This window comes from Candidatus Eisenbacteria bacterium, from assembly GCA_018831195.1.
Lineage (GTDB): Bacteria > Eisenbacteria > RBG-16-71-46 > CAIMUX01 > JAHJDP01 > JAHJDP01.
In genome coordinates this window covers 1-25,148 of the sequence record JAHJDP010000099.1, presented here as the reverse complement: position 1 = coordinate 25,148, position 25,148 = coordinate 1, and the positions used below count along the sequence as shown (strand labels likewise).

The 25,148-nt window shown below is 50.2% G+C and carries 17 protein-coding genes; 5 read left to right on the top strand and 12 right to left on the bottom strand.

The annotated features are described in order from the left end of the window. Positions 1 to 24: 24 nt before the first annotated feature. The 3 genes from fumC to KJ970_17390 form a co-directional block, all read right to left on the bottom strand. A complete protein-coding gene (gene fumC / locus KJ970_17400) occupies positions 25 to 1,422 on the bottom strand; it encodes a class II fumarate hydratase (protein MBU2692695.1) in 1,398 nt (465 codons plus the stop codon). Positions 1,423 to 1,625: 203 nt separating this feature from the next. After that, positions 1,626 to 3,836: a response regulator gene (locus KJ970_17395; GenBank protein ID MBU2692694.1), complete on the bottom strand. Its 2,211-nt coding sequence runs from the start codon at positions 3,834 to 3,836 to the stop codon at positions 1,626 to 1,628. 60 nt (positions 3,837 to 3,896) lie between these two features. Then, positions 3,897 to 6,311, bottom strand: a complete 2,415-nt coding sequence (locus KJ970_17390) for a DUF3365 domain-containing protein (protein ID MBU2692693.1) — start codon at positions 6,309 to 6,311, stop codon at positions 3,897 to 3,899. A 594-nt stretch (positions 6,312 to 6,905) separates the two neighbouring features. On the opposite strand from KJ970_17390, the gene KJ970_17385 reads away from it, so the two are divergent. After that, the gene (locus KJ970_17385) at positions 6,906 to 8,108 is read left to right on the top strand and encodes a T9SS type A sorting domain-containing protein (GenBank protein ID MBU2692692.1); all 1,203 of its coding nucleotides are present in this window, start codon (positions 6,906 to 6,908) and stop codon (positions 8,106 to 8,108) included. Between the two features lie 41 nt (positions 8,109 to 8,149). Here KJ970_17385 and KJ970_17380 read toward each other — a convergent pair whose 3' ends face one another. The 7 genes from KJ970_17380 to KJ970_17350 all read right to left on the bottom strand — a co-directional run bounded on the left by KJ970_17380 (position 8,150) and on the right by KJ970_17350 (position 18,889). Further along, entirely contained in the window at positions 8,150 to 9,832 is a 1,683-nt protein-coding gene (locus tag KJ970_17380; protein MBU2692691.1) for a hypothetical protein, read from the bottom strand. 270 nt (positions 9,833 to 10,102) lie between these two features. Further along, on the bottom strand, positions 10,103 to 10,912 hold the full coding sequence (locus tag KJ970_17375; GenBank protein MBU2692690.1) for a T9SS type A sorting domain-containing protein: 810 nt from the start codon (positions 10,910 to 10,912) through the stop codon (positions 10,103 to 10,105). A gap of 120 nt (positions 10,913 to 11,032) precedes the next feature. Next, positions 11,033 to 14,215 (bottom strand): VCBS repeat-containing protein, encoded by a 3,183-nt coding sequence (locus tag KJ970_17370; protein MBU2692689.1) that lies wholly within the window; start codon positions 14,213 to 14,215, stop codon positions 11,033 to 11,035. A 434-nt stretch (positions 14,216 to 14,649) separates the two neighbouring features. Next, the gene (locus KJ970_17365; GenBank protein MBU2692688.1) at positions 14,650 to 15,321 is read right to left on the bottom strand and encodes a PorT family protein; all 672 of its coding nucleotides are present in this window, start codon (positions 15,319 to 15,321) and stop codon (positions 14,650 to 14,652) included. Positions 15,322 to 15,566: 245 nt separating this feature from the next. Beyond that, positions 15,567 to 17,075, bottom strand: a complete 1,509-nt coding sequence (locus KJ970_17360; GenBank protein MBU2692687.1) for an insulinase family protein — start codon at positions 17,073 to 17,075, stop codon at positions 15,567 to 15,569. Positions 17,076 to 17,100: 25 nt separating this feature from the next. Further along, complete coding sequence (locus KJ970_17355) at positions 17,101 to 17,655, bottom strand: hypothetical protein (GenBank protein ID MBU2692686.1); 555 nt, start codon at positions 17,653 to 17,655, stop codon at positions 17,101 to 17,103. Further along, positions 17,621 to 18,889, bottom strand: a complete 1,269-nt coding sequence (locus KJ970_17350) for an insulinase family protein (GenBank protein MBU2692685.1) — start codon at positions 18,887 to 18,889, stop codon at positions 17,621 to 17,623. Before KJ970_17350 ends, KJ970_17355 begins: the two co-directional genes overlap by 35 nt. Before the next feature lie 276 nt (positions 18,890 to 19,165). Between KJ970_17350 and KJ970_17345 the strand changes: the two genes are divergently transcribed. Further along, complete coding sequence (locus KJ970_17345; protein MBU2692684.1) at positions 19,166 to 21,037, top strand: YgiQ family radical SAM protein; 1,872 nt, start codon at positions 19,166 to 19,168, stop codon at positions 21,035 to 21,037. 3 nt (positions 21,038 to 21,040) lie between these two features. On the opposite strand, the gene KJ970_17340 is transcribed toward KJ970_17345, so the two are convergent. Next, positions 21,041 to 22,141, bottom strand: a complete 1,101-nt coding sequence (locus KJ970_17340) for a hypothetical protein (protein ID MBU2692683.1) — start codon at positions 22,139 to 22,141, stop codon at positions 21,041 to 21,043. Positions 22,142 to 22,393: 252 nt separating this feature from the next. Beyond that, positions 22,394 to 23,368, bottom strand: a complete 975-nt coding sequence (locus KJ970_17335; GenBank protein ID MBU2692682.1) for a TIGR01212 family radical SAM protein — start codon at positions 23,366 to 23,368, stop codon at positions 22,394 to 22,396. A 69-nt stretch (positions 23,369 to 23,437) separates the two neighbouring features. Here KJ970_17335 and KJ970_17330 point away from each other — a divergent pair, with 69 nt between their 5' ends. The 3 genes from KJ970_17330 to KJ970_17320 form a co-directional block, all read left to right on the top strand. Beyond that, positions 23,438 to 24,286: an arylamine N-acetyltransferase gene (locus tag KJ970_17330; protein MBU2692681.1), complete on the top strand. Its 849-nt coding sequence runs from the start codon at positions 23,438 to 23,440 to the stop codon at positions 24,284 to 24,286. Further along, complete coding sequence (locus tag KJ970_17325) at positions 24,274 to 24,810, top strand: DUF4416 family protein (protein ID MBU2692680.1); 537 nt, start codon at positions 24,274 to 24,276, stop codon at positions 24,808 to 24,810. The genes KJ970_17330 and KJ970_17325 overlap by 13 nt, the downstream gene beginning before the upstream one ends. A gap of 84 nt (positions 24,811 to 24,894) precedes the next feature. Beyond that, on the top strand, positions 24,895 to 25,148 hold a 254-nt coding region (locus tag KJ970_17320), incomplete at its 3' end, for a hypothetical protein (GenBank protein MBU2692679.1).

Here is a 25,148-nt window from a genome sequence, read left to right as displayed (position 1 = left end):
CCACAGGAAATGTCCTATACAAAATCACCCGGGCCGCGTCATATCAATCGGTGAGACCCACTGTTCGAATTGCTCCAGGGTGACGAATCCGGAGGCCAAAGCCGATTCACGCAGTGTCAAACCCTCCTCATGAGCCCTTTTTGCTATTTGAGCTGCCTTGTCATATCCGATGTGGCGGTTTAGCGCCGTGACCAACATCAGATTTTTTTCTAGATTCTCCCGTATCCTCACCATATTCGGCTCAATACCGATCGCACAGAAGTCATGAAAAGCCCTGCTGGCATCTCCAAGTAATTCGACGCTCTCGAGAACATTATGAACCATGACCGGCTTAAAGACATTGAGCTGAAAATTACCTTGGCTCCCTGCAAATGCAACCGCTGCATCATTTCCATATACCTGAACACAGACCATCGTCAATGCCTCACATTGTGTCGGATTGACTTTTCCAGGCATGATTGAAGAACCTGGCTCATTTTCCGGAATGCTCATCTCACCGATTCCGCAGCGGGGCCCGCTGGAAAGCCACCGGACATCATTCGCAAGCTTCATCAACCCTCCGGCCAACATTCGGAGATCGGCCGAGACTTGAACTATGGCGTCATGAGACGCAAGGGCGGCGAACCTGTTGGACGCGACCCGAAAGGGATACCCTGTGAATTCCGAAATATACCGGGCGGCACGCTCACCGAACTGCGGTTGGGCATTATAGCCGGTCCCCACCGCCGTTCCGCCAATGGCGAGGTCGTAGAGCCCGGCCAGAGATCCTTCGATTGCTTTTATACAAAATTCAAGTTGAGCGGCCCAAGCGCTGATTTCCTGCCCCAGTGTAATCGGTGTAGCGTCCTGTAGATGGGTGCGGCCTGTCTTTACTATATTCATATACTCCATGGATTTTCCAGCCAAAGTATTCCGTAATTGTATAAGAGGCGGCAGAAGTCTTTTGTCTAATTCTTCGACAACAGCAATATGCATGACTGTAGGAAAGACATCATTGGATGATTGCCCCCTGTTGACATGATCATTTGGATGTATTGGATGCTTTGAGCCCATGACTCCCCCGGCCAATTCAATGGCCCGGTTCGCAATGACCTCATTAGCATTCATATTAGATTGAGTTCCCGAACCTGTTTGAAAGACAACCAAGGGAAAATGATCGTCGAGAGTGCCGGAAATGACTTCATCTGCAGCCGTCACAATAAGCCTTGCCATTTTCGCTGAAAGCTCACCAAGATCACTATTGGCCTGAGCGGCGGCCCACTTCAATACTCCAAGAGCTCGGATGATAGGCCGTTGCCAGCGGAATCGAGCAACGCCGATCGGGAAATTCAACACCGCACGTTGTGTTTGAGCACCCCAATAATGGTCGGCCGGTACATTAATTGAGCCCATAGAATCCGTTTCTACACGATACGCTGTCATATCTTCACCTTCCACATATGCGACCCCCCTTTATCCAGGGCGGCCCATTGATCTTCCAACCATCATTATCCACCAAACTCATTGCTGCAAACATCATTTGCTGAACGGAGACGGCTTTTGTGAGGATGGGCATCACAGCATGGGTCTAAAATGCGTCCGGTAAGGTAGTCATGAGGTTAGTGCTGCAATACCCGATGAACCAATCATGCCTCCTTGACCGGCCGGAATTCCAGCGCCTCCCAAATGACGCGTTTTAGGTATACCAGATCAATCGGCTTTTCGAGGCAAGCCTCTATTCCGAAATTTTCGGCCCATTCAAGATCCAAGACATCTGAATATCCAGTACAAAGGATAATCGGTATGTCCGGCCGATGTCTTCGAATCTCCTGAGACAACTCAATACCCGTCGTTTTCGGCATGGTAATATCAGAAATGACTAAATCATAAGACATTGGGCTTTCACGGAAAGCCGCGAGGGCTTTGGTGCTATCAGTAAACGCTGAAACTCGGTATCCATGATCTGACAGGATATTATCCGCCATATCTGTAATCATTTTCTCATCATCAACAAATAGAATATGCCCAGTTCCAGTCCAAGCTTCGCCCCTCTCCTGATTCTCTGGTTCCTCATAATCATTCCCGTCTGAACATTTGATTGGTAGATAAACCTCACATTTGGTGCCTTGCCCTGGTGAGCTCACTATATTGATCGCACCTTTGTGGCTTTTTATAATCCCGTGAACAATGGAGAGCCCGAGACCCGATCCCTGCCCAGGTCTTTTTGTCGTGAAATAGGGATCGAATACCCGCTTGGCGACGGATTCACTCATGCCAACTCCATTATCAGTAACAACCAGACGTGCATATTTCCCCGGTCTAAGTCCTTCAACACGAGCGGCTTGCTCTTTGGTAACTATCACCTCATCCAGGCCGATTTCCAGGACACCTCGTCTATCCTGCATGGCCTGGAATGCATTTGTACAAAGATTCATGAGCATCTGATTAATTTGGACCCCGTCCGTTTCCACCGGAGGACAATCATCAGAGACCCTTTGATAAATCTCAACGGTGGCCGGAAGGGTGCCGCGAAGAAGAGCGATTGTTTCAGATATTATGGCCTGCAATTTAACAGGTCTTTGGGTGCCCTCCGATTGCCGGCTGAAGGCGAGAATTTGTCTTACAAGTTCAGCCGCTCGGTGTCCGGCAATTTCAATTTGCTTGAGGTAATCATGAACGTTGCAATTTGGATCCGACTCCAGGATGGCAAGTTTTGCGTACCCGATCAAGGCATAAAGAATATTGTTGAAATCATGGGCAATTCCGCCTGCGAGCGTACCGATGGCCTCCATTTTTTGCGACTGGAGAAGCTGCTCCTTCAGGCGCTCACTCTCCAGACGTTGCGTTATGTCTCTCACCAACCTGCAGATCATTTTACTTGAGCCCAGCATGAAGACGGCTTCAGACACTTCAACCGGAAAGATGGTTCCATCATTCTTCCGATGATAGCCGACTTGGCCGGTGTTTCCGGTATCTTTCGACATCCCTCCTTCTGAGATCTTTGTATCATCTACTTGGGCGCATATATAAGGATACTTGAGTTCCAACAATCCTTCCCTTGTATATCCATACAAATCAACGGCGCTTTTGTTTGCATCAACGACCTTTTGTGTCTCCGCTTCAAAGATCATCACAGCATCTGTAACATTTTCAAACAATCGTCTGTACTTATATTCACTTTCCCGCAACGCTTCTATAGCCGCGGTTTCCTGAATCACATGCGCCGCCGTGAAAACAATATCCTCCAGCTGAGAGTCTTCTTCGGGTGATATTTCGTGCTTCTTAAACAGAGCCAACACACCCATCGACCTGCCCTCATCAGATTGCAAACGATACCCGGCAAAAGAAACCAGTCCAAGTTCCGCGGCCCAGGCTCGATCGTGAACCCGCGGGTCATGGGTTACATCATTGGTGATGAATTTAGGATCGATATCGGCGGCAACCCGGCCTATTTTATAACACCCAAAAGGAACTCTCTTATGCACTTTTCCGTCAATGTGGGCGTAACGACCTGAGCTGGCGATGAGATGAAGACATCGGTCCCGGTACTTACAGACATGCGGACCTTCGAGAACTTGTGCGTGGATGCAGCCCTTTTCACATAGATCCCCCGATTGAGTTATCCAGATGCGGCAAAAATCAGCCTCAAATATTCTTACAACTCTATCACTGATGAGTTTGAGTTTATCCTTCAATGTACCCTTTGAAAGAAGATCTCCCCTTAACTTGCTCAACGCCTTGATTCTTTCCCTTGATTGATAGCGTTCAGCTACGAAATACTCAAGCGCTGCAATATAAACATTTGCCTCACTCAGTTCATTCTGAATATTGTTTTCAATATGGTCATTACTTTTCATGATATGTCCTTATTTGCCTGCCCCGCATACCTTGTTTGCCTTCAGTGCGCAGGTAACGTTTTATCCAGCCGCCTCCTCATGACCTGAACTATCCGCTCCATCTAAAACCTCACGCACTCTCCCGGAAAGGTCTTCAACCGAGAAGGGGTTTTTGATAAAACCAGCATCTACCACAAAATTTCCCTGTTGGCAGATCTCATGGTTCGAAAGCCCTGACATATAGAGGACTTTTGCCAAGGGGTAGCGTGTTAAGATTTCCTTGTAGAGATCTTTACCATTCATATCCGGCATTTTCATATTCATAAGAATAAGGTCTAAAGGCCCGCGGTGATTTTCAAGAAGATCAAGGCATTTCGATCCATTTTCCGCCGACAGAACCCTATACCCCTTGCGTTCGAGAATTCTCACGGCGAGGTTTCGAACCATATCATACTCTTCGACCACCATGACCGTTTCAGTTCCAGTGTTGTCTAAATATACTTCCGAGGATGCTTCGGCCCTATATTCAGCATCGTAAGTTGCGGGTAAATATACTTTAAACGCCGTACCCCTTCCCGGCTTGCTATTGACCATAACGTTTCCGGAATGTTGCTTAATAATTCCATATACAGTTGCAAGTCCGAGCCCGTTCCCTTTGCCGATTATTTTTGTTGTGAAAAATGGATCGAAGATGTGTTCGCAGGTTTCGGAATCCATGCCACAGCCGTCATCACTTATTGTCAGCAGGCTATAAACGCCGGGGCGCACTCCAAGATGCCCCTCTTCACGGCATTCGGCCAATTCCACCGCGCTTGTTTCGATAATTAAGTTGCCCCCATCCGGCATGGCATCCTGCGCATTAATCACCAGATTCATGATGACTCTTTCAATCTGGTTCACGTCGGCTTTTGTCGCTGGAGGATCTGGATCAAGTTTCATTTGGATCTTTATATTTTCACGAATTGTCCGGAGGAGAAGCTTCTCAAAATTTTTGATGACCTTGTTGAGATCTACGGGTCTGATTTCAAGAGTTTGCTTGCGGCCAAATGCAAGCAGTTGACGTACCAGATCCTTTGCTCGATGGGCGGCCCTCTGGATTTCAACCATTGACGCTCTTTGTGAATCCTTTAGTGAGGAATCCCCGAGAAGGGTTTCCCCGTAACCAAGAACCGGCGTCAGTAGATTATTTAGATCGTGTGCCAGTCCTCCGGCCAAAGACCCGATCGCTTCCATTTTCTGAGATTTATGATATTGCTCTACGAGTTTATCATTCTCCTCTCGAAGCTTTGTTTGTTCGGTAATATCCTGCGAAACTCCGCACAAGCCGATGACACGGCCTGAAGAATCCCGCACAGGGGAATTGGTGGTGTCGAGCAAAAACACGCGGCAGCCGATAGTCCAGGCATAGGTATTCCGAACAGTCTTGCCTTTTAGAACCTCATAGTCTATTACGGCTATCTCATTTGCCTTTTCTTCAGGGAACAGGTCCCTGTCGGTTTTACCAAGGATCTGTTTGTGCGAGAGCTCGAAATGTTCTTCCATGGTGGGATTACAGTGAGTGTAGCGAAGCTCACGATCTTTCATATAGACTAACGCACGCGTGGAATCGAAGATGGCCCTAAGCCTTTCTTCGCTCTCCTGCAGCGCCTCTGTTCCCTTGCTGACCCTAAACCTCAGACGTTGATTCATGAATAGAAGGAAAAGACCCAAACCGGAAAGGAATAAAAATCCAAGGAGGATTGAAAATACAGCGCTAAACTCTCCTTCTAAGGGCGAACGGAAGGTCTCGACGGCAACAATATCTCCGACCTTTCGCTGAAAACCACTAGTCCAGTTGTACTTTATACGAAGTTGAGTAGGCGCCTCATCCGGTTCACCATGGCATTTCAAGCACTTCTCCTCATTGCGAAGAAAGGGTTGGGCATATAAAAAGTACTTTTCACCATTTTCTTTGATCACTTCACTATAATGAGTCTTGTTTGGATTCTCATTAAAGAAGTCGATAAGACCGGCTTCCAGAGGTGTCGCCTCATTCACTTCATTACGCGGATTCACAGCCGCCATCTTATAAGTGATTTCCGGCAATCCGTACTTTTGCCGTTCTTCCGTGTAATGCTTCTGGAAATTCCTCGTAATATATGAAGATGAAAGTAATTCCGGAGCATAGAAACCTGCCGGGAGATATTCATCCTCCATCATTTTATAGTATGCGGGGTGAAGATCATTTTGAACGTACTCATGGAATGCCCGGCACTGAAGCATTGTGTCCCGGACACGCATCTCAACTTGCTCCAATACATAGGCGTTACCGACTGCGGTGACAATGAGACCGATCGCTCCGAGTATGAGGATTCCAATCGGCAGGAAGATCCAACCCCAAGCTTCTTTCGATCTTGATCGCCGGTTCCCGCCGATAAAAAAGCGCCGCCGGATTATTTTTGTTCTTTCATCTTTAGCCGCCATGAAGCGCCCCTCTGAATCTTCTTCAATCGGCAAGAAGGTGAATGTAATTTTGCACTTGAATGAACATCCAACCAAACCCGAGACCCTTGCCGGTATATCCGGCCTTTCTACCGGTAATTATCGGGGACGAGAGGACAGACGCTTATGAGGAAGATGACCACCGGAGAGAAGGTGGGTCGAAAAGCCCAATCGGATGGATCTCTCAACTCGTTGCAGGACAACAGATAATCGTTTTTCTTTTTAGGGGAGAGAGGGCTGAGGGTCCCCATATGGGCTTTTTAAAATCCCGGGACACCAACATATTCTTGACTATCCTTAATATGCTGTATTAAAATAATGGCCAAAGGAAAGCGGAGTTGTCCAGTGAAGCTGTCTCCTTGAAATTATTTTGAATTGGAAGCACTGCTTGCATCTGCCGCCCTTCGCGGATGCTGAGTACAGTTGTCTTTGTCGATCGATATCCAGTGCCTGGGGGTTCATATGATTCGGCAAGGTTCAGCGTCAGGTATATTGCATAGACTCTTACCCATCTGGTTGCTTGTAGCTCTTCCGGTCAACGCTCCAGCGGACCCGCCGATCGAACCAGAAAACTTGAGAACGGTCATGGTTACCATCGATGGTATCCGCATGTCCGAATTCCTCCAATGGAATCAGCGATTATTGCAGTGGACCGATTCTCTCGGAGCCTATTTGCCCTATGTTTATAACGAAACTCGAGGCAAAACAGATCCTAACCACACCATTTTGTTCGGGTGTGGAGATCCTGGATTTTGTAACAATATGGAAGGTCATCCGGCTAATCCGATGCTTCCGGAACTCCTGCGGCACCAGCGGGGATATCCGGAATCGGCAGTCGTTATTGTCAGTGGAAAATGGCATCTTCTTGCTGCGACAATTTACTCACAGCATCCAGATTATGGGATAGCATTTCAGGCTTGCACACTCTATGTCAAATCCCCTCCTATACCCTGTCTGTGCTTACCGGTTTACGAAGGCCCCGACTCGCTGATTATGGCTCGCGCCATAAGCCACTTGAATGAAAACGATGTCAAGTGGATGGGCATCAATCTTTCGGAATACGATTTTCTTGCCCACATTCAGGGAATGCAATGTTGTGAATTTGATACGGCATGTTACTGGGATAGGCTAAAAACCGTTTATGAAGAGGCGGAACATCAGATTATCGATGTGCTTTGGCCATTCCTGCAATCGCATTGTTACTATTCCGGCAAAACATTACTGGTAATCTGCACCGATCACGGGCGCCATCTTGATGATGTCGAACAGGGCTTTTTGGATCACGGGCATGGATGGCTTCCCGGCCATTTGGAATGTGCTCAGAATTGTAGCGGCTGTAGAGATATCTGGGCGATTTTTATTGGGCCCGGCATCTTGCGGGGAATAACGTCTTCCAATACTTACGCCATCGAGGATATCGCGCCCACAATCCGATATTTGATGGGATTTGATAACCCTTTTGAGGAGGGGCTCCCCATCGAGGAGATTATCGATGAAGATACAAGCCGGTCGAGCCTGAGCAGGCTTGCGCAGAATCTTCTAATAATGGAACCGGGCCGGCCGAATCCATTTTACTCATCAACTACAGTACGGTATCTGGTTCCCCAAGCGCTCCCGATTGAGGTTCGCATCTATGATGTCCAAGGCAGGCAGATTTGGACAAGCGGCCTGACCCGACAATCAACAGGTTGGCATAACTTCACTTGGTATGGAGAAGATGAAAATTGTGGGATGGCGCCGCCCGGCATCTACTATTTGGGTTTTCATTCTGAACAGAAATATCAAGCCCAGAAATTAACACTTTTGCGATAGTCGACCGGTTAGCAAGGAACCGGCCTCGGACGTGGTGGATTCTAGTCACGCTCAGACAATTTTAACAATGCCCGGCGCAAAAGATGATGCTTGTCGAATAGTTTCACAAAATCCGATTCGCGCCGCCCGCCCTTTGCCTTTACAATATGAACCAGAGCCTTTTTGTTTGTGAGACTCCACCGCTTGATCCCTGGAAGCGCCAAAATCAAGGGGCTCCACCGCTCCCACGCCTGTTTCTCTCCGACCGTGAAAGAGCGCCGGGATCGAACACCCAGACATTTCGCCGCCTCGTCTGCGCAAACACGGGCCGCAGTCTCGCGATCGGAACCGAAGTGTTTTGCCAGATACCGGACAATCTGCAAGCCGATATTCCCAAGTGAAATCCGGCCGATAACATCCTCGCGGGGTTTGTCCAGATACAAAAACAGGTGTTCGGCGGTAAGATCCTGGAGGGTATCATTACTGGACCTGTATTTCCGATTCCGTTTTATCCGGGCCAATTCCCTCCGCATAAGTTTTAAAATATTCGGATCATGGGACTGAAAACCGAGTTTTTGATAGAACCACCAAGCTCCCGACTCTTGACCCTCCGTATTGTCGTGGCCTAGCTGATACGGATCCACACAGACAACATCGACGCCGAAGAGCGCCCGCGTCATCCCAAGAATCCGGCCATAGACGGCTGCCGATTCGGCGCCCCTATATGTTTCAAAAACATTATAACCGACAGCGGCGGAATTGAAGAGGGAACTTGTCAAGACATAGCCGATCGGAACACCGTTCTTCAGTGTGAGATACCCATAGACCGATTCCAAAATAAGCCGCCGCTCTGGTATCGCTCCAAAGCACACAAACTGATACCCGTCGCCGAAATCCACCAGTCGTACATCATTCTTGTCGGCGTGCATGAAGGAATCCAGATCACGGCTGCGGGTGATCATCGCCTCCCGCGCCATATTGATCAGATTTTGCCCCTCGTGAGGCGGTACGGAATGGATCACTTTTGCTGGTTGATTCATGGCCTGAAACATATCCGGCCGGGAATAATCAAGAGGTCTATTCTGGAAGATGACCGGGGAATTATTATACTTTGCATGGGTGCGTGAAGCCGTTCCGGGTTTGTACTTAATCTGCATAGGAATATCCAGATCTTCATAAAACTTTTCTCGGCCGAAAGAGGTCGCCCGCAGAGCGTCAAAACGGCGGATGACAAAGGCGGCATCGGTTTCATCTGGATGCTTCAGTTGATCAATCCATTCGCGTGGTGAAAAATCCAATTCATCCGTAGCTGGAGTTTCGCTGTAGAGCAACAAGAGATGCAGCATGTCCGCCAATTTGTCACTCCGATCAAAATCCGTCCAATTGATGGAAATCTGCTGAGGCCAACGACGAGCAAGCCATGTAGCGGTAAACCAGAAAAACTGATAATTAATCGCGGTCCCCGCAACACCGGTGTCGGCAAGCGCCTTGCGGAACCGCCGCAGGTCCGAGCGATCAGCAAAGCGGGATAATTGATCCTCAACATGTGCCAGCAATTCACGGTCATCCGGATAAGCCCTGAGAAAGCAGAGGATTTCGTGGAGCCTCAGCACCTCGCCCGCCTTTTTAAATCGCCGGCGATCGAGAAGCTGGAGGAGATCCGTCTTACACCGGGAATGACCATCGCCATACAACCCCTGGATCCTAGCGAGGTGTTTCAGGTAAGTTCCGGTTGTCTTTGTCATGCGGCCTCCCGTATTCCATATCTCAGATTCTTCTCTGTTTCATTTATATTTGAATTTTTACATCGGAAACCGGAACCATCCAACTAAAATGGACTTCCCAGAGCAACCGGTAGCCCACAATCTCAGCCACCGGTGACTCCCCAACACCGACATGGGGCAATGCAAAATATTGGCTGCCAACCCATAATCCGCATCAGGTTACCATAAAACAAGGTGGACGAAAATTGCATTTCGTCCACCCATAACTGGTACAGTTTTCAATTCAGCTGATCAAGGAATCAACATCACCTTCCGCACGATCTGCTCTGTTTTGGTGCGAAGGACCACAAAATAGAGGCCTTGACTGATATGCGCCGGCAGATCCCGGGAATGAAAAGCCAGCTCATGCTGACCCGCCTCCAGAAATCGGCCTTGCGCCAGGGCGCTGACCTTGCGGCCGGCCGGATCGTATAGGGTGAGATCGATCGCTCCTCTCTCCTGCATATCCATTGTTAGCCGAAGGCCGGATTGCGCCGGATTCGGCGAAACATCCAGTTTCAAACCAGTAAACCCATCTATATCATTAACTGCACCCGCCCCGCCAATAATGACCAAACCATCATGCGACACAATATCCGGGACAAGTTCGCCGGCTATCCAAAAATAAATATAATCGAAGGTAATCTCTGCATTGGCGTTCTGCAGCGCCCGGAATGTTAGAGAGGAAAGATTCCCAGGCCCCGTTACAGTCAAGCCGCCGCAAAGCAAAACGTGCGATATGAAAGCACTATCCGCGCCTGGCGTCGGTGGAACCCACCATGTATTGCCACATGGGTCCAACATCAGCGCTTCCTGGCTCGCGGAGAGCAACTCGATCAAGGTTTCATCATATTCAATAACGGTCTCATAGCTGTCAAATTCGCTACCCGCTTCATCGATGCTGAGATACACGGTGAACTCATCATTCGGCTGAACAGAAGTAGTGCCGGGGGAAATTGAAACGCTAATCCCGCCATATACAGATGTTGACCAAATGAGTAAACAAAGAGTGAAAGCAGAGGCGAATCTAATGAGCTGATACTTTTTTTCGCTTGTTGTCATTCCCACACTCCCCCCCAGATTCCTACTCCCTTGGGTTTCCCTGCCCAGGTGAACACATCACTATAGAAAGCGCCTCAGGGGGTGGATTACCACCCCCTGAGGTTTATCAGATCATTACAGCTATTCTACAACCACCATCTTGTGGGTAACGGTGCGTCCTGACGTTGAAAGCTGATAGAAATACAAACCACTGGAAACCGGATTACCGGCCGCTGAACGGCGATCCCAAGTGTAATTGTATTCACCAGCCGGCAACGAACCATCAACCAGGGTTCGTACGAGACGACCGGAAGTATCATAGATAGCCAACTGCGCCGAACCCGCTTTAGGCATTCCAAAAACAATGCTCGTGGAACGGCCGAACGGATTGGGCATATTGGCCTTCAGATAAACATGCGTAGGAATACCTGTCGATGACGGGGTTATGACATCGGTGGTCATCGGCATCAGGTCATTATTACCCACGTCGCGGGCAATGAGATTCTCCAGCTTCAGCATCATGTCACCGGAGCTGATCAGTCGGAACCGGAGTTGAACCAATTCGCCGGAACCGCCGAAGGTCATCCCAGCGCCCAAAGCCGCCATATGAAGGTCGGGCGAGCCGTTTGTTGAAACCTCTTTGAAGAAGGTGTCCAAGGAATTAAGAAGCGCGCCCTTCTGAACGCCGAGATACTCAACAACACTCGCATCAAAGGTTACAACAAAACGGGCACCTTTAACGATGGCATCTTCATCTTCCAACATGACGGTTGCGACAAACTCGCTGCCGGTACTGATCGCCTCCGGAAGCTCAAGATTCATACCAACGCCGGCGCCGGCGATCATGTCATCAGAGAATGCCGGCGGCGCTTGGATAGGAGAAACCACACCATAGTTCAGGGCGAAGATCATAAGATCATCGAAACCGATCGTACCATCGGGCACCGGGATGCCCCGCGGCGAACCATTGTTGGTAGGCCCCACGTCGCACTGGTTGTTAGTGTACTGGTAATAGGTCGCTCCCAAAGCGCTGATATCAGCCGTACTGACGAAACCATCCCATGCTGTGTTCGGGACAACATCGGCCAGCCAGTAGTTGGTCGCACGGCCTTCATTGTCGCCGCTCACCTCCGGATCGCTGTAGTTCCGGGCGATATCATAGACAAACCCGGCATAACTGTAAATATCGCGAGCAGGTGTTACAAACGTATGATCGACGAGTAGATCGGTTCCGGTATAGAGGTTCGTTCCCTCTGCCTCACCTTGTGGGAATCCCGGATCGGCCGGACCACCGTCATATGCGTAGGCCGGGTAATTGCCCCAGTTGTTATATTGAATAACAACACCATCATAGTTCAGATCATACGTTGATGGATCATCCCAGCTGAGGCTGATTGTCTGATGACCCGGCAGGATAGTCATTCCGGTAAAAGCTGTCGGCTTGGTGTTATCTGCTGTAATGGTTCCGGAATTCACAGTCTGATTCGTCTCCGGATCCGTGGCCGTTACCGTCACCGTCACCGTTCCATCCGACGGAGTTAAAACGACTCCCGGCAATGTCCATGTCGCTACATTAGCTACATAGCTGTCCGGGTTCACCGCTGCGCCGCCTCCCAAGCCAGAAAGATCCGCCTCGATATTCGCGAGCGAGAAGGCAGGGTTGGCATCGACAACTGTCACCGTAACCTGAGCATCATCCGTGTCTTTGATAAAATCATCTGTGTGCGCCAAGGTCTGGTTGGCGATTGCTACCCCAACCACCGAAGGATTGATCAGATCGACGAGTACCAAGCCATCAAGGGCGGTAAATCCGCTCAGCGTCTGGTTCAGGTTGTCTCTGAACTCATTCAGAATGAGGTTCAGATTCGACGTCGCATAAGCCGGTGCGCCGACAGCAGTGAACAGCCCCTTGAACAGCTCATCCTCACCGAATGTTCCACTTCCACCACCTCCGAGAGCGGCATCGATCTGGACTCTGTAAATCCCATTTCCATCAGACGCCTTTGTCGTTACCTGGAAGAGAATAGCTGAGGCGAAGGGTCCGGTATCCGGTCTTTGGAAATCAAAATTCGAGGCGGAGACGACTGTATTGTCCCACTCCACATCGATTGAATACCCGTAGACGCCACCGGAGCCGCCACCGAGATAATAGCAAACAAATGAATCGGAATAATCTCCGCCATTCTCATCGGCAAGGCTAATCTGAACAGGATTAGGGATAATGTAAACGTTAACCGAGGAATTCGGGTTCTCATACCAGTTAACATCGCCGCCCTGCTGCCCAACCGCGACGACATCAGGTCCTAGATCACCGTCCATGTCATGGACGACGATTCCATAAGCACCGTCAAGGTTTGAATCAACAGCATGCTTGGTCCAGAATGGAGCCTCATACCAAACAACGTCATCCGCCAGGTATCCGGATGCGACGATATCGAGATCTTCATCGCCATCCATATCTTCAGCAACAACTTCGCGGGCCGAATACAAATCATTATCGATCGTGTGCTTGTACCAGAGAGGCCCAGGTCCTTCATACCAAACAACATCACTGATATCCTGCTCCGTCCCGATGATATCTGGAATGTCGTCACCATTTACATCCGCGACGAAGACCGACATGGGACCGACTTGAGCTGACGCAACGATGCGCCTTGTAAAACTCGGTCCTTCATACCAATAGACACTACCCGTACCATAGGATGTAGCAACGATATCGAGATCATCATCACCGTTGAGATCAGCGACATAAACCGCTTCGGCATAGTCCAGAGTTGCATCGATTGTATGCTTGGTCCAGGTAAGATTGTCATTCTCATACCAAGCAAGCTCATCCGCCGCTCTGCCGGTCGCGACAACATCAACATCAAGATCGCCATCGAGATCGATGACAAAGAGGTTTTTTGCTCCATCAAATTCAGCATCAATGTAATGCTTTATCCATGTGGGTCCTTCATACCAAACAACATCATCGGCACTTAAGCCGGTGGCCACAACGTCCGGAATGGTATCGTTATTCACAAAAGCGACAAAGACGTCTTGAGCGCCACCCAAGCTGTCATCAATAGCATGTTTGGTCCAGAGAGGTGCTTCGTACCAGAAGACCTCATGATTCGTTGAGCCTGTTGCGACCAGATCCGGCACGTCATCATCATTCATGTCGGCCGCAAATACACTCTTCGCACCAGTCAGGTTGGTATCAACAGAATGCAAATCCCAATCACCCAACACCGGCGCCAGCACGGCTGATGAGATCATCAGCAGCGCTACCAGAACAAAAGGAGCGACTAGGCGGCCAGTCGCTCTGAAGTTATCGGTGTACATATTATTATTCCTTTCATTTGCAGCCCCAGATGTCACTGCGGAGAAAAATCTGCACAGATGACTCTGCCCAGATGACGAGGCACACTCCCCGCCATTACCCAAAAGGCACTATTATATTAGCATCGATTAGCTCGATTGTCAAGGGGCGTGACAGTGGTTATAGAGACTCAACTTCCTTTCCATAAAGTAGTTAGGTGATAGAAGTTAAGCGCCACAAATGAAACAGGATGGCGTACACATTGGGACTCACCGTGCTAAATCTGTCAAATATCCGTTACAGTCGTACACAGGAAATGGCTCCTACCAGAGGGCGTCGAGGCATCTAATCATTTGTTCGTCTGCCAGAATATTGTCTCTTTCATGAAAAGAGCCCCGAATAAACAAACCCCGGCAGCCGGCGCTACCGGGGTTTTGAGAGCGGCATCGTCAGATAATTAAAACCGAATGCCCCCAAAAATGTAGATCCCGCTCGGCTTCTCCTCACCCCAGGCGGAAGTGCTTTCCTGCGTCCAGATATTACTCAAGCCTTGAGCATAGCGTCCCTCGAAGAAAATGGAGACACTCTCTGTCGGAATCTCGAGGCCACCACCCGCGGTCCAGCCCCACGTAAGCTCCTCCATAAATTCATCCAAGGTGGTTTCCTTTTTCTGTTTTTCCGATGGGGATCCATACCAATAAGTTTCATTGGCGGTGGCCTTCACCAGATAACTGATCTCCGGACCGGCGATAAAGTATGGTGAGAAGGACTTTCCTTGCCCCCCGATCTTCAATAGTGGGGAAAAGGTGACATAGTCGAGCTTGAAATCATTTTCGAACCCCTGAGCCCAGTTTCCATCATCAAGAACAGCTTCTGTATGGACACCTTTTTGGAGATATAGAATTTCCGTATCTAAGCTGATGACTTCCCCCAGGCCGAATGTGAGAACCGCGCCCCCGCCAAAACCGGTGATGGCGCCTCTGTCCTGATCAGATGGAGGATTATCCAGGCTGGTCTGCGCGCGGTTGGCCCCGCCCTTGATTCCGAACTGAACTTCAGCCGCAGGCGCGGCCTGGACGGCAAGAAAACAGATGCCGATAAGAATAAACGTCATTACTTTTAGCCGCATAAAGCATCCCCCCTTTTAACTCCTGGTGTCCCTCCAGCGTGAATCCACAACGCCCGGGCCTGGTTTGATGGCATATCCACAATATTATCGGCGGCATTCGGGGGTTTCTTTGCCACTTACAAGTAAGCCCTAACGCCTTATGTTTTAGGGGATTACATCAACCTGGTTCATTCGCGTCACATTAAAGGGCATCAGAAGGGCCCCGGCAATGGTAATCGCCGGGACCACGACAGGTTCTGGATTGTCTACTTCACTTCGAGGGTCATTGGATCTCTTAGGGGGAGGATGGTCATATCGCCGAAGTCGGAATAGCGCTCTGCATGCTTATCTGAACCGGCTTCCACCGCCTCTGGATCTCCAACAACCAGGAAAACCAGCTTGTCGGGATGCAGATATTTTTGTGCAGCTGCAAGCACATCATCCGCCGTGACCGCCTCGATGTTTTTTGTATAATTTTGCCAATAATCATCCGGCCGCCCCGTATAGTCATCCTCCGCAAACGTGTTGACAATGGAGTTCTTGTTGCTGAAGGGATTCACAATATTGCTAATGAAACCGGCCTTGGCATTCTCTACGGTCTCTTCATCACATTTTTCTTCGCGGATACGCCTAATCTCGTCAACAATGAGCCGCGTTCCAAAGGCCGCCGTCGCATGCTTGGTTTGGAAGAACCCATAGAATGTTCCTGGATATAGGATGGGACGCCCGAATCTGCTGCCGGCACTGTAGGCAAGGCCTTCGTCGGATCGAACTCGCCGCGTAATCCGCGATGTGAATCCGCCTCCTCCAAGAATGTCATTCATCACCATCAAAGCGTACTGGTCCTCAATATCCCTTTTGGCGCCCAGGTGGCCCACTCTGATTCTCGACTGATTCACATCCGCTTTCTTGATCAAATAGACCCCGGGTATTGGATCAGGAATTTGATCTGGAATGATCGGGAGATCGAGAGGCTGATTGCCCCACCCCTCAAACATCTGATCCAATTTCAATAATATATTCCTTGTTTTGAAATCGCCGGAGACAGCGAGCGTGAAATTCTCTGGAAAAAAGTATTTTTTGTGAAAGGCCCCGAGATCTTCACGCGTAATTGATTTAATACTCTGTTCGGTCTTGCGATCCCCTATCGTGCTCGGATGATCGCCATACATCAGAAAGTTCCATTCGCGGGACTCGATTGATGACGTTTCGGCGTTCCTTTGCTCCAGCTCTGATAGGACATCGGTTCTATAACGATCCACCATTTCCTGATCAAATACTGGAGATTTTAAAACATTTTTCAAGAGCGCCAAACCTTCATCTATATCCTTTGACAAGCAAAAGAGCGTAGCCTGTCCCTCAGCATCGCTGATGCGGATCGTGATTTCCCCCGCCAAGTAGGCCAGGCGTTCGTCAAGTTCCTTTGAGGTCATCCCCTCGACACCGGCATTCCGCATAAGATAGGCGGTCATTGAAGCTAATCCGGCCTTTTCTAGCGATTCATAAATCGAGCCGGTCCGGATCAATACGGTGACTTGAAATGTCGGCACCTCCTGGTTTTCTGCGATATAGGCCCTGATACCGCACTTCAACTCATGCCGGTAATCGCCCGGCTTGGGCGGCTGATAATTCAACGCTTCAAATCTCAATTGATCCGGGTGATCAACAATACCATCAGCAGACAACCCGGATGTTAGAACCGGCAACACGCCAAGGACAAGAATGGATACCAGCATTACCACTCGCGCAGATGACAGAATGACAAACATTTTCATTTTCGCCTCTCCTTCGCTTTTCCCGTTATTCTTGCTCAGCGGCTTTCAACTTTTTGAGCTGCTCTTTCGCAGTTTCAAGCACCCTTGTCATTTGTGCCTTTTCCTCTGGGTCTTCAACTTGCTCCAACCGCATGGAAAACATGTCTATCATCTGCTCCAATTGCGCTGGATCTTGAATGGACTTGATCATGTTAATGGCCTGAGTAATCCTGGGGTTCTCGCCCTGTCCTTCCTCGCCGGCACCCTCTTTGGCGTTGATGATCAAGACATTTCGCTGATCCTTCGAAAAATACTTCTTCGCCACCCGCTGAACATCTTCAACCGTCACCAATTCGATCTTCTGGGGGTTGTTATTGGATTCCTGCCAATCGCCATAAGCGGCATCACCTCCCATGTAAAACAAAATGCCAATCCCGGACATCATATCCATCGCGCGGATTTTCCTTACCCGGATCTGGTTCTTCACCTTCTGCAACTCCTCTGCCGAAACCAAGCTATTCTGGAGATCGCCTATAACATCATAAATCGCTTCCTCCAACTGCTCGCTACGGACACCGGAAAGACCCTCGGCGGAAATCATGAAGGCGCCGGCATACTTCATCGACTGCTGGCTGGCATTGACCTCCAAGCCCCCCCCCACCGAACATGCGTCTGCCGCCGGCGCTGGAGCCTTTTGCGATCCCTCTCTGCTCCACGAGTTCCTTATAGAGCCGCCCGGTCTTCCCGCTCATGATGCCGGCCAAAACCTCAAGGGGATAACTATCTTTGTGTTTCCATGCAACGGTGTGATACCAGATCTCGGCCTTGGGGTTTGTTTCCGCCTCGGCAATTAACCGCTTCTCACCATGCTGCTTCTCTTCCAATGTGTAAACATCCGGTGGCAGTTTCCTTCCACGCGGAATCTGTTCAAAGTACTGTTTGACCAGCTTGATCATCTTGTCCGGCTCCAGGTCACCCACCAGAATCATGGTCAGATTGTTCGGCGCGTAATATGTTCCGAAGTAATCATGAGCTTGCTCGCGGGTGATACTTCCTAGATCTGAAGACCAGCCGATAACACCCCAATGATATGACGATGATTTCCAGAACATAGCGCTGAAATCTTCCTCGATCAGTCCGGTTGGCGTCGAATCGACGCCCAGCCGGCGCTCCTCGCGGACAACGTCTCGCTCGGAATAAAATTCCCTGAAAACAGGATTGCTGAACCGGTCGGATTCGAGCCACATGTACAATTCAATCTTGTTCTTGGGAACACGGACAAAATACCCGGTCATATCTTCTGCAGTGAAGGCATTTAGAAAAAAACCGCCATTCTTATTGTAGATTTCGTTAAGCTGATCCTTGATAATCAAATCGCGCTGCTCGAGAATCAATGCATCGAATCTTGCGTCGAGTTCACGATATCGTGGTGTTTTTGCCTCCGGATCCAACATGTCTTCGATTTCACCGCGCCGGAGCTGCTCGCGCATGATTTTCTCTTCATCGCGCATCAATGCTCGCAACGAATCGAGCTGCGCCATGATTTCACGATCCCGCTTGATGTCTTTGGTTCCGATTTTTTCGGTTCCCTTGAACATCATATGTTCAAAGAGGTGGGAGATACCCGTGATACCGGTCGTCTCATTGGCAGAACCGACTCTGGCGAAGATAGAGGCCATTATCGTCGGTGATTCATGTCTCTCAACCATCAGCACCTGCATGCCATTGTCCAGCCAGTACTCTTTGGCATCAATATTTTGTGCGGCCGCAGGAACCATGGCTGAAAAGATAAAAATAGCGCCTGCAGAAACCAGAACCTTTATGCAACTTGTCATCAGTCGCTCCTTCGATTATCCAAGGTGATGGAGTGTCTTCCGATCCTCAAAAGTTTTAGTGTACCCACCGATGCTGGTTTTTACAACCCAAGAGCAGATACCCTATTTTGTTTACAGGGTGAGTGTTACAGGGTTTATGTACCCGACTCAAAATCAAAACCCATCCTATCTGTGCTCGCATGCCTGAGTGTGCGGAGGGAATCTCAATCCCCTCCTGGGAAAATGAATACAATCACGGTAGAGTCTGTCCAAGGAAGGATCCATGAGAGGAATGCGATGAATCACAAACCACCCATTGAGTCCCCGCCCCTGCCGATGACCCGCAAGGAAATCCAGGAGCGCGGATGGAACGACGTGGATATCGTTTTTATCACCGGTGACGCCTATATCGATCACCCCAGTTTTGCCATGGCCATCTTGGGCCGTGTTTTGGAAGCAGAGGGATTTCGTGTCGCCATTTTGAGTCAACCCGACTGGCACTCGGCGGATGATTGGCGCCGGTTTGGAAGGCCGCGTCTTTTCTTCGCGGTCAGCGCCGGCAATATGGATTCGATGATCAATCACTACACCGCAAGCCGCAAGGTCCGGAATGAAGACGCTTATTCACCCAATGGCGAAATCAACCGCAGGCCGGATCGTTGCACATTAGCCTATTGTCAAAGAGCGCGGGAGGCCTACAAGGGGGTACCTGTCATAACAGGCGGCGTGGAGGCCAGTCTCCGCCGCATCGCCCACTACGATTACTGGAGTGATACGGTCCGGCGTCCCATCCTTATGGATTGCAAGGCCGATCTGCTGATCTACGGGATGGGCGAGCTCGGCATTGTTCAAGCAGCCAAAAGATTGGGCGCCGGTGAGAGCATCACCGATCTTCGCGATATGCGGGGCGTTGCTTACCCGTTGGGCGCCAGCGCCGATCCGCCGCAGGGCGACGATTTTATCGAATTGCCGTCATATGAAGAGGTCAAGTCGAATCCGATCTCGTTCTGTACCATGACGCGTATCGCCCATCGCGAGACGAATCCATTCAATGCAAGAGGTCTGATTCAGAAATGCGGCAACAACCGCGTCGTTGTTAATCCGCCGGCTTTTCCGATGAGACAGGCTGAGATGGATCATGCCTATGATCTTCCATACACGGGGAAGCCGCATCCTTCTTATGGGAACTCGAAGATTCCGGCCTTTGAAGTGATTCGTGATTCGATCCAGATCATGCGTGGGTGTTTTGGCGGGTGTACATTCTGTTCGATTACAGCGCATGAGGGGCGCATCATTCAAAGCCGGTCCCAAAAATCAATCTTAAAAGAAGTGCTGCAAAAGACGGCCCAGCGTGATTTCAAAGGCGTCATCAGTGACATCGGCGGCCCGACAGCCAATATGTATGAAATGCGTTGCACAGAACCCGGAATCGAAAAGATTTGCCGTCGTTTGAGTTGTTTGCATCCGACCGTTTGCAAATTCCTCGGAACGAGCCACGATCCCCTAAAAAATTTGATGCGTGAAACCCGCTCGGTTCCTGGTATTAAAAAGGTCTTTGTGGCATCCGGAATTCGCATGGATCTGGCCCGCAAAGACCCGGATTATATGAAAGATCTTGTCTCGCACCATGTCGGCGGGTACCTGAAGGTGGCGCCCGAGCATACCGATCCCCGGGTTCTCGCCCTTATGAAAAAACCTGCCATTGCTGATTTTGAGAAATTTCATAAGGAGTTCCACAAAGCCTCATGCCGTGCCGGCAAGGAGCAGTATCTCATCCCCTATTTCATCTCCGGGCACCCGGGTAGTGATCTTGATGCAATGATCAATCTCGCCGTATTTCTAAAAAAGAATAATTACGAGCCCGACCAGGTTCAGGATTTCATCCCTGGACCCTTTGACATTGCGACCTGCATGTATCACACAGGGTACGATCCGATCACAATGAAGCAGGTCTATATCGCCAAACACCTCGGCGAGCGGAAACTGCAGCGGGCCCTCATGCAATACTTCAAACTGGAGAATTGGCAGGATGTAAGGAACGCCCTCCATAAGGCGGGACGACTTGATTTAGTGGGCGATGGGGCTAATTGCCTTATCTCATCACAACCGCCGTTTGAGAAGAAGCCGGGTCGCAAAAAGACCCGGCGCTCCAAATGGAAGCGGAAATAGGAGCTACGGCCCGCCGGACCGGTGGCACCTCATACAGGGCTGGTTCAAACCATGACTCTCCAAACCCCTGTAATGACATTTGACGCAGAGCGCGCGCTGCCCGGGCTCCGGATAGGGACTGGGAATGGGGTAGGAGCTGGATACCTGACCGTCTTCATCTAAAAATTCAATATTCGGATCCCAGCGGGTGTTCATCGGCGCGCTGGTGGCATGCGCGCGATGACACGACAGACACATGACCCTGCTCGATGCGGATGCGCCGATTGAGCTTGAAATGGTCACATCCTCATCCTCAAAGGGAACTTCAGGTATATAAGCCACCATGTAATCCCCGCCGGATGGATCACTGGGCCCACTGTATTCATTGTAGGACATGTACTCCTCGCCACTCATGAATTCAGTCGTGGGATGATCAAAGCCGTGCCCCTGGCCGATATTTTCATGATAGTATCCGTGGCAATTTGCACACCAATCCGCCCATCCGGATTGATAAGCTGTATGATTTGTCAGACTTTCCTGCCCCTGCTGAATATTGATTCCTAAGGCGATTGGCGCGGGATAGATGAAGACGAAACCATCACGGCTGCCTGTCTGGGTATCCCGCAGCATCCGGAAATTTTGATTTCCATGGGCATCATGGCAGCTTGTACAACCCAGCTGGTCCGCCGGATAAGACCCGCCTGGGGCGACATTGTTCGCAGGATCTATGGGGATACCCCAAGTCGAAGTCGAAACATTGTGTCCGGCATGATGACCTTCGATCGGATTTTGAATCCCGTTATTGCCGTCGTTAATGTTATTTTCAAGAAGAAATGTGAAATTCCCCGCGCCCTTTTCCGGCGGCGGATTGAGCGGATCGGGACCAAACACCGCTCCGTTTTCAACGGCGTGACAGGATAAGCAGAGATCCGTGGCGGATTCGAAACGCAGAAGGCCGGGGTGGCTGAAGGGCGATTCCGGAATTCCATCCAAACTGTTGTGCATGGTGTGGCAACCGCTGCAATTGGCCGTCCCCTGTTCATGAAAGGCGCCGGCCTTCCCCGCCGCAGCGCCCAAAACGCAGAGGATGGCCATGGCGCATAAGATCTTGGATCTGTCCGTCATACCCTCAGCCTTGAAATATTTGAAAGGGCTCGTAAGCGGCCGCGAACGTTATTCCATTATCTTTCAATCGATTAACCACTACAATACTGCCCCAAGAAGAATGTGCTTGGCAATCCCTATCCCTCCTCCTTCAGGGAGAATCTCCATAGCTGGAGTCTTCTATCTTATGACTTCAGTATCAGTTATCGGTAATGAAAGCTGTTCCTTCATACCGGAGAGAGGCCACCGCGCGGCCGGGATGGAGGGATGCGGTCAGTCAGCAGGGCGGCCGGGGAGGTTGATGGGGCGCATTAATTCTTCACGAGAGATTCCCAACCCCTTCCCCTGCCAAGAATCGGTTTGCTCGAACCGGTCCTCGATCGCATTCAGCACCGCCAATTTGTTGACGGACCATTCCGGCGCCACCGTCAGCCGGCGGGGCGCTTCGCCGCTAAGCCTTTGTATAATTACATGGGGAGGGATCTTTTCAAGAAAGCGGATCACCAGCTCGACATAATCAGTCAATTCCATGGGCGTGTAATCGCCATTGTTGTACATTTCTGCCAGCCGTGTGTTCTTGATGACATGCAAATTGTGGATCTTTATCCCTTGCACGCCCGTATCCGCCAAAAAAGCGGCCGTCTTTGATACTTCCTGCATTGATTCGCCGGGCAAATCCAGGATCACATGAGCCGAAACAGCTATATTCCCTTCATGCAGAGCTTGGATCGCCCGCTCAGAGCATTCCACGGTGTGACAGCGATTCATCATTTCGAGCGAGGACTCATTAGCGCTTTGGATCCCCAGTTCAACCCATAGAAATGTCTCGCGGGAAATTCGCTTGAGAAGGTTGAGAACCTCGTCAGGCAGGCAATCCGGCCGCGTCGAGACCGCAAGCCCTACGATGCCGGGATACGACAATGCCTCACAATAGAGGCGTTCCAGTGTGCCGACGTCTTTGTAAGTCGTCGTATAGTTCTCGAAAAAGGCGATGAATTTCTTCGCTCCATATCGTCGGCCCAGATATTCAGCTCCCTGTTTCAATTGCTGCGATAGCGGCTGTCCCGGCACAAATCCCAACGGTTCAGTGCTTTCTTGATTGCAGAAAAGGCACCCTCCAGAACCAAGACGCCCATCCCGGTTCGGACAGGTAAAATCCCCCCGCAAGCTCACTCGGTAAACCCTCTCTCCAAAGAGGGAACGCAGGAAGGTGTTGAGCTTGCGATATCGTGGAAGGACTTTTATCATAATTTTGTATTCCGGCTTTAACTGAGCGCCATCCTCATGATTTAGTGCGGATCAATAAAGGACACGGCTTTGACCCAGATCTCAAAAACCTCGGCCATTTTTATAGATTTGTATAATATCCGGCCGAAAACCCCTGACCTGCATCTCCTCGGTGAGGTCTCCCATCAATTCGCCAATCTCCCCTGGGAAAATCTTACCAAGTTTATCAAGAAACATCAGCCGGCGAATCCGCATAGGCCGGGTTCTGATGCCCAGATTCTCCCACCCTCCGAAACCGCTCCACTGCGGCGAAGTGAGGAGGTCATCGGAGATCATGCGCTGGTGGGAACCGGCGGAACCTGTTTCTCGCTCACCAACGCCCTTCGCCGGATCACCGGCGATTTGGGTTTCAAAACCTACCCCGTCATGGCCGATATGAAACATGGGGCCAATATCCACTGTGCGTTAATGGTCGAGCTGGGCGACCGCCGGTTTCTCTTGGATCCGGGTTATCTCGTTCCCGAACCGATTTCACTGAATTCGGCCCGCGCCACCACCATCCGGCTCCCCGGATACCGTCTCGAATACCGGCCGGTTAATCAAGGGAAGGAAATTGGGCTCTATATGGTGAACGATCGGGGTGAAGAGACTTATCGATACCGGCTCCGCCCTTGGGGTATTCCGGAAGAGAATTTCATTCAATTCTGGATTCAGTCGTTTGAGACCTCAGGAATGAATCAGCTTCATTTAAACCGCGTCACCTCAGACGCCCGTCTTTCCGCACATGGAATGAATCTGCGCGTCGATACCGGCCGGGACAAGGAGAATGTTAAATTGCGCGGGAGCTATGCGGAACAGATTGCAGCCCGCTTCGGCATCTCTCAGAAAATCGCTCAGTGCGCCGTGGAGGAATGGGAGCGGCAGCAATGTCGGAAATGATCGCGCCACAGCCGGTCCTGCGGATCTGCAGCTGTCTCACCGGTTATCCAAGCCTGCTGCCGCTTGTAGAGGACGCCCTTGTCCATCATTTTGGTCAGATTGGATTAAAGAGCGATCCCTTTCCCTTTGCTGATACCGACTACTATGAAGCTGAGATGGGTACGGATCTGCACAGAACATGGTTCTGTTTCAACAAATTATTCAATCCTGAAGAACTGCCCAAATACCGATCCCTTACAGGATTGATTGAGGATGAGTTCGCCGTTGAAAAACGACGCCGTGTTAATTTGGATCCCGGTTACCTTGATATGGGCAAACTTGTTCTTGCTTCATTGAAGGGCGCAGCCGACAAGATATATATGGGTCAAGGCGTCTGGGCGCATACCTGCCTCCGCTACCGTTTCAACAAATTCTCCGGTCCCGATCATAGTTTCCCCGACTTCATCGACGGGCGGTTTAACGATTTCTTCATTGAGGCGAGACGTGTCTACAAACGCAGCCTCAAAACTGGATTATCCCCTTGATGGGCAGGTTGAAGATGCTGTAACTTGGGAAGCGCAAAGCTGGAATGAGCTTTCGGAACTTGGCCCCTGTAGAAGGAGATCACTATGAAGCTCCGGTTTGCAATTCTATCGCTCGCCATGATTATTTGTATTTCATCTATTTTCTTCTTCTCTTGTGGCCGCGAGAAACTCTCCGATCCCGACAATCCCTCGGGAAGCTCATTTACCATCGGCACGATTACACCTCTTGATGTCAATCTGGCTCCGGGCGGGGAGATCGCCGATCCGATCAGCGGCGGCACCTTTCTTTTCCCCGAGGGCGGATCAGGGCTGCTCGAGGTCGCCGAGATTACCAAAGC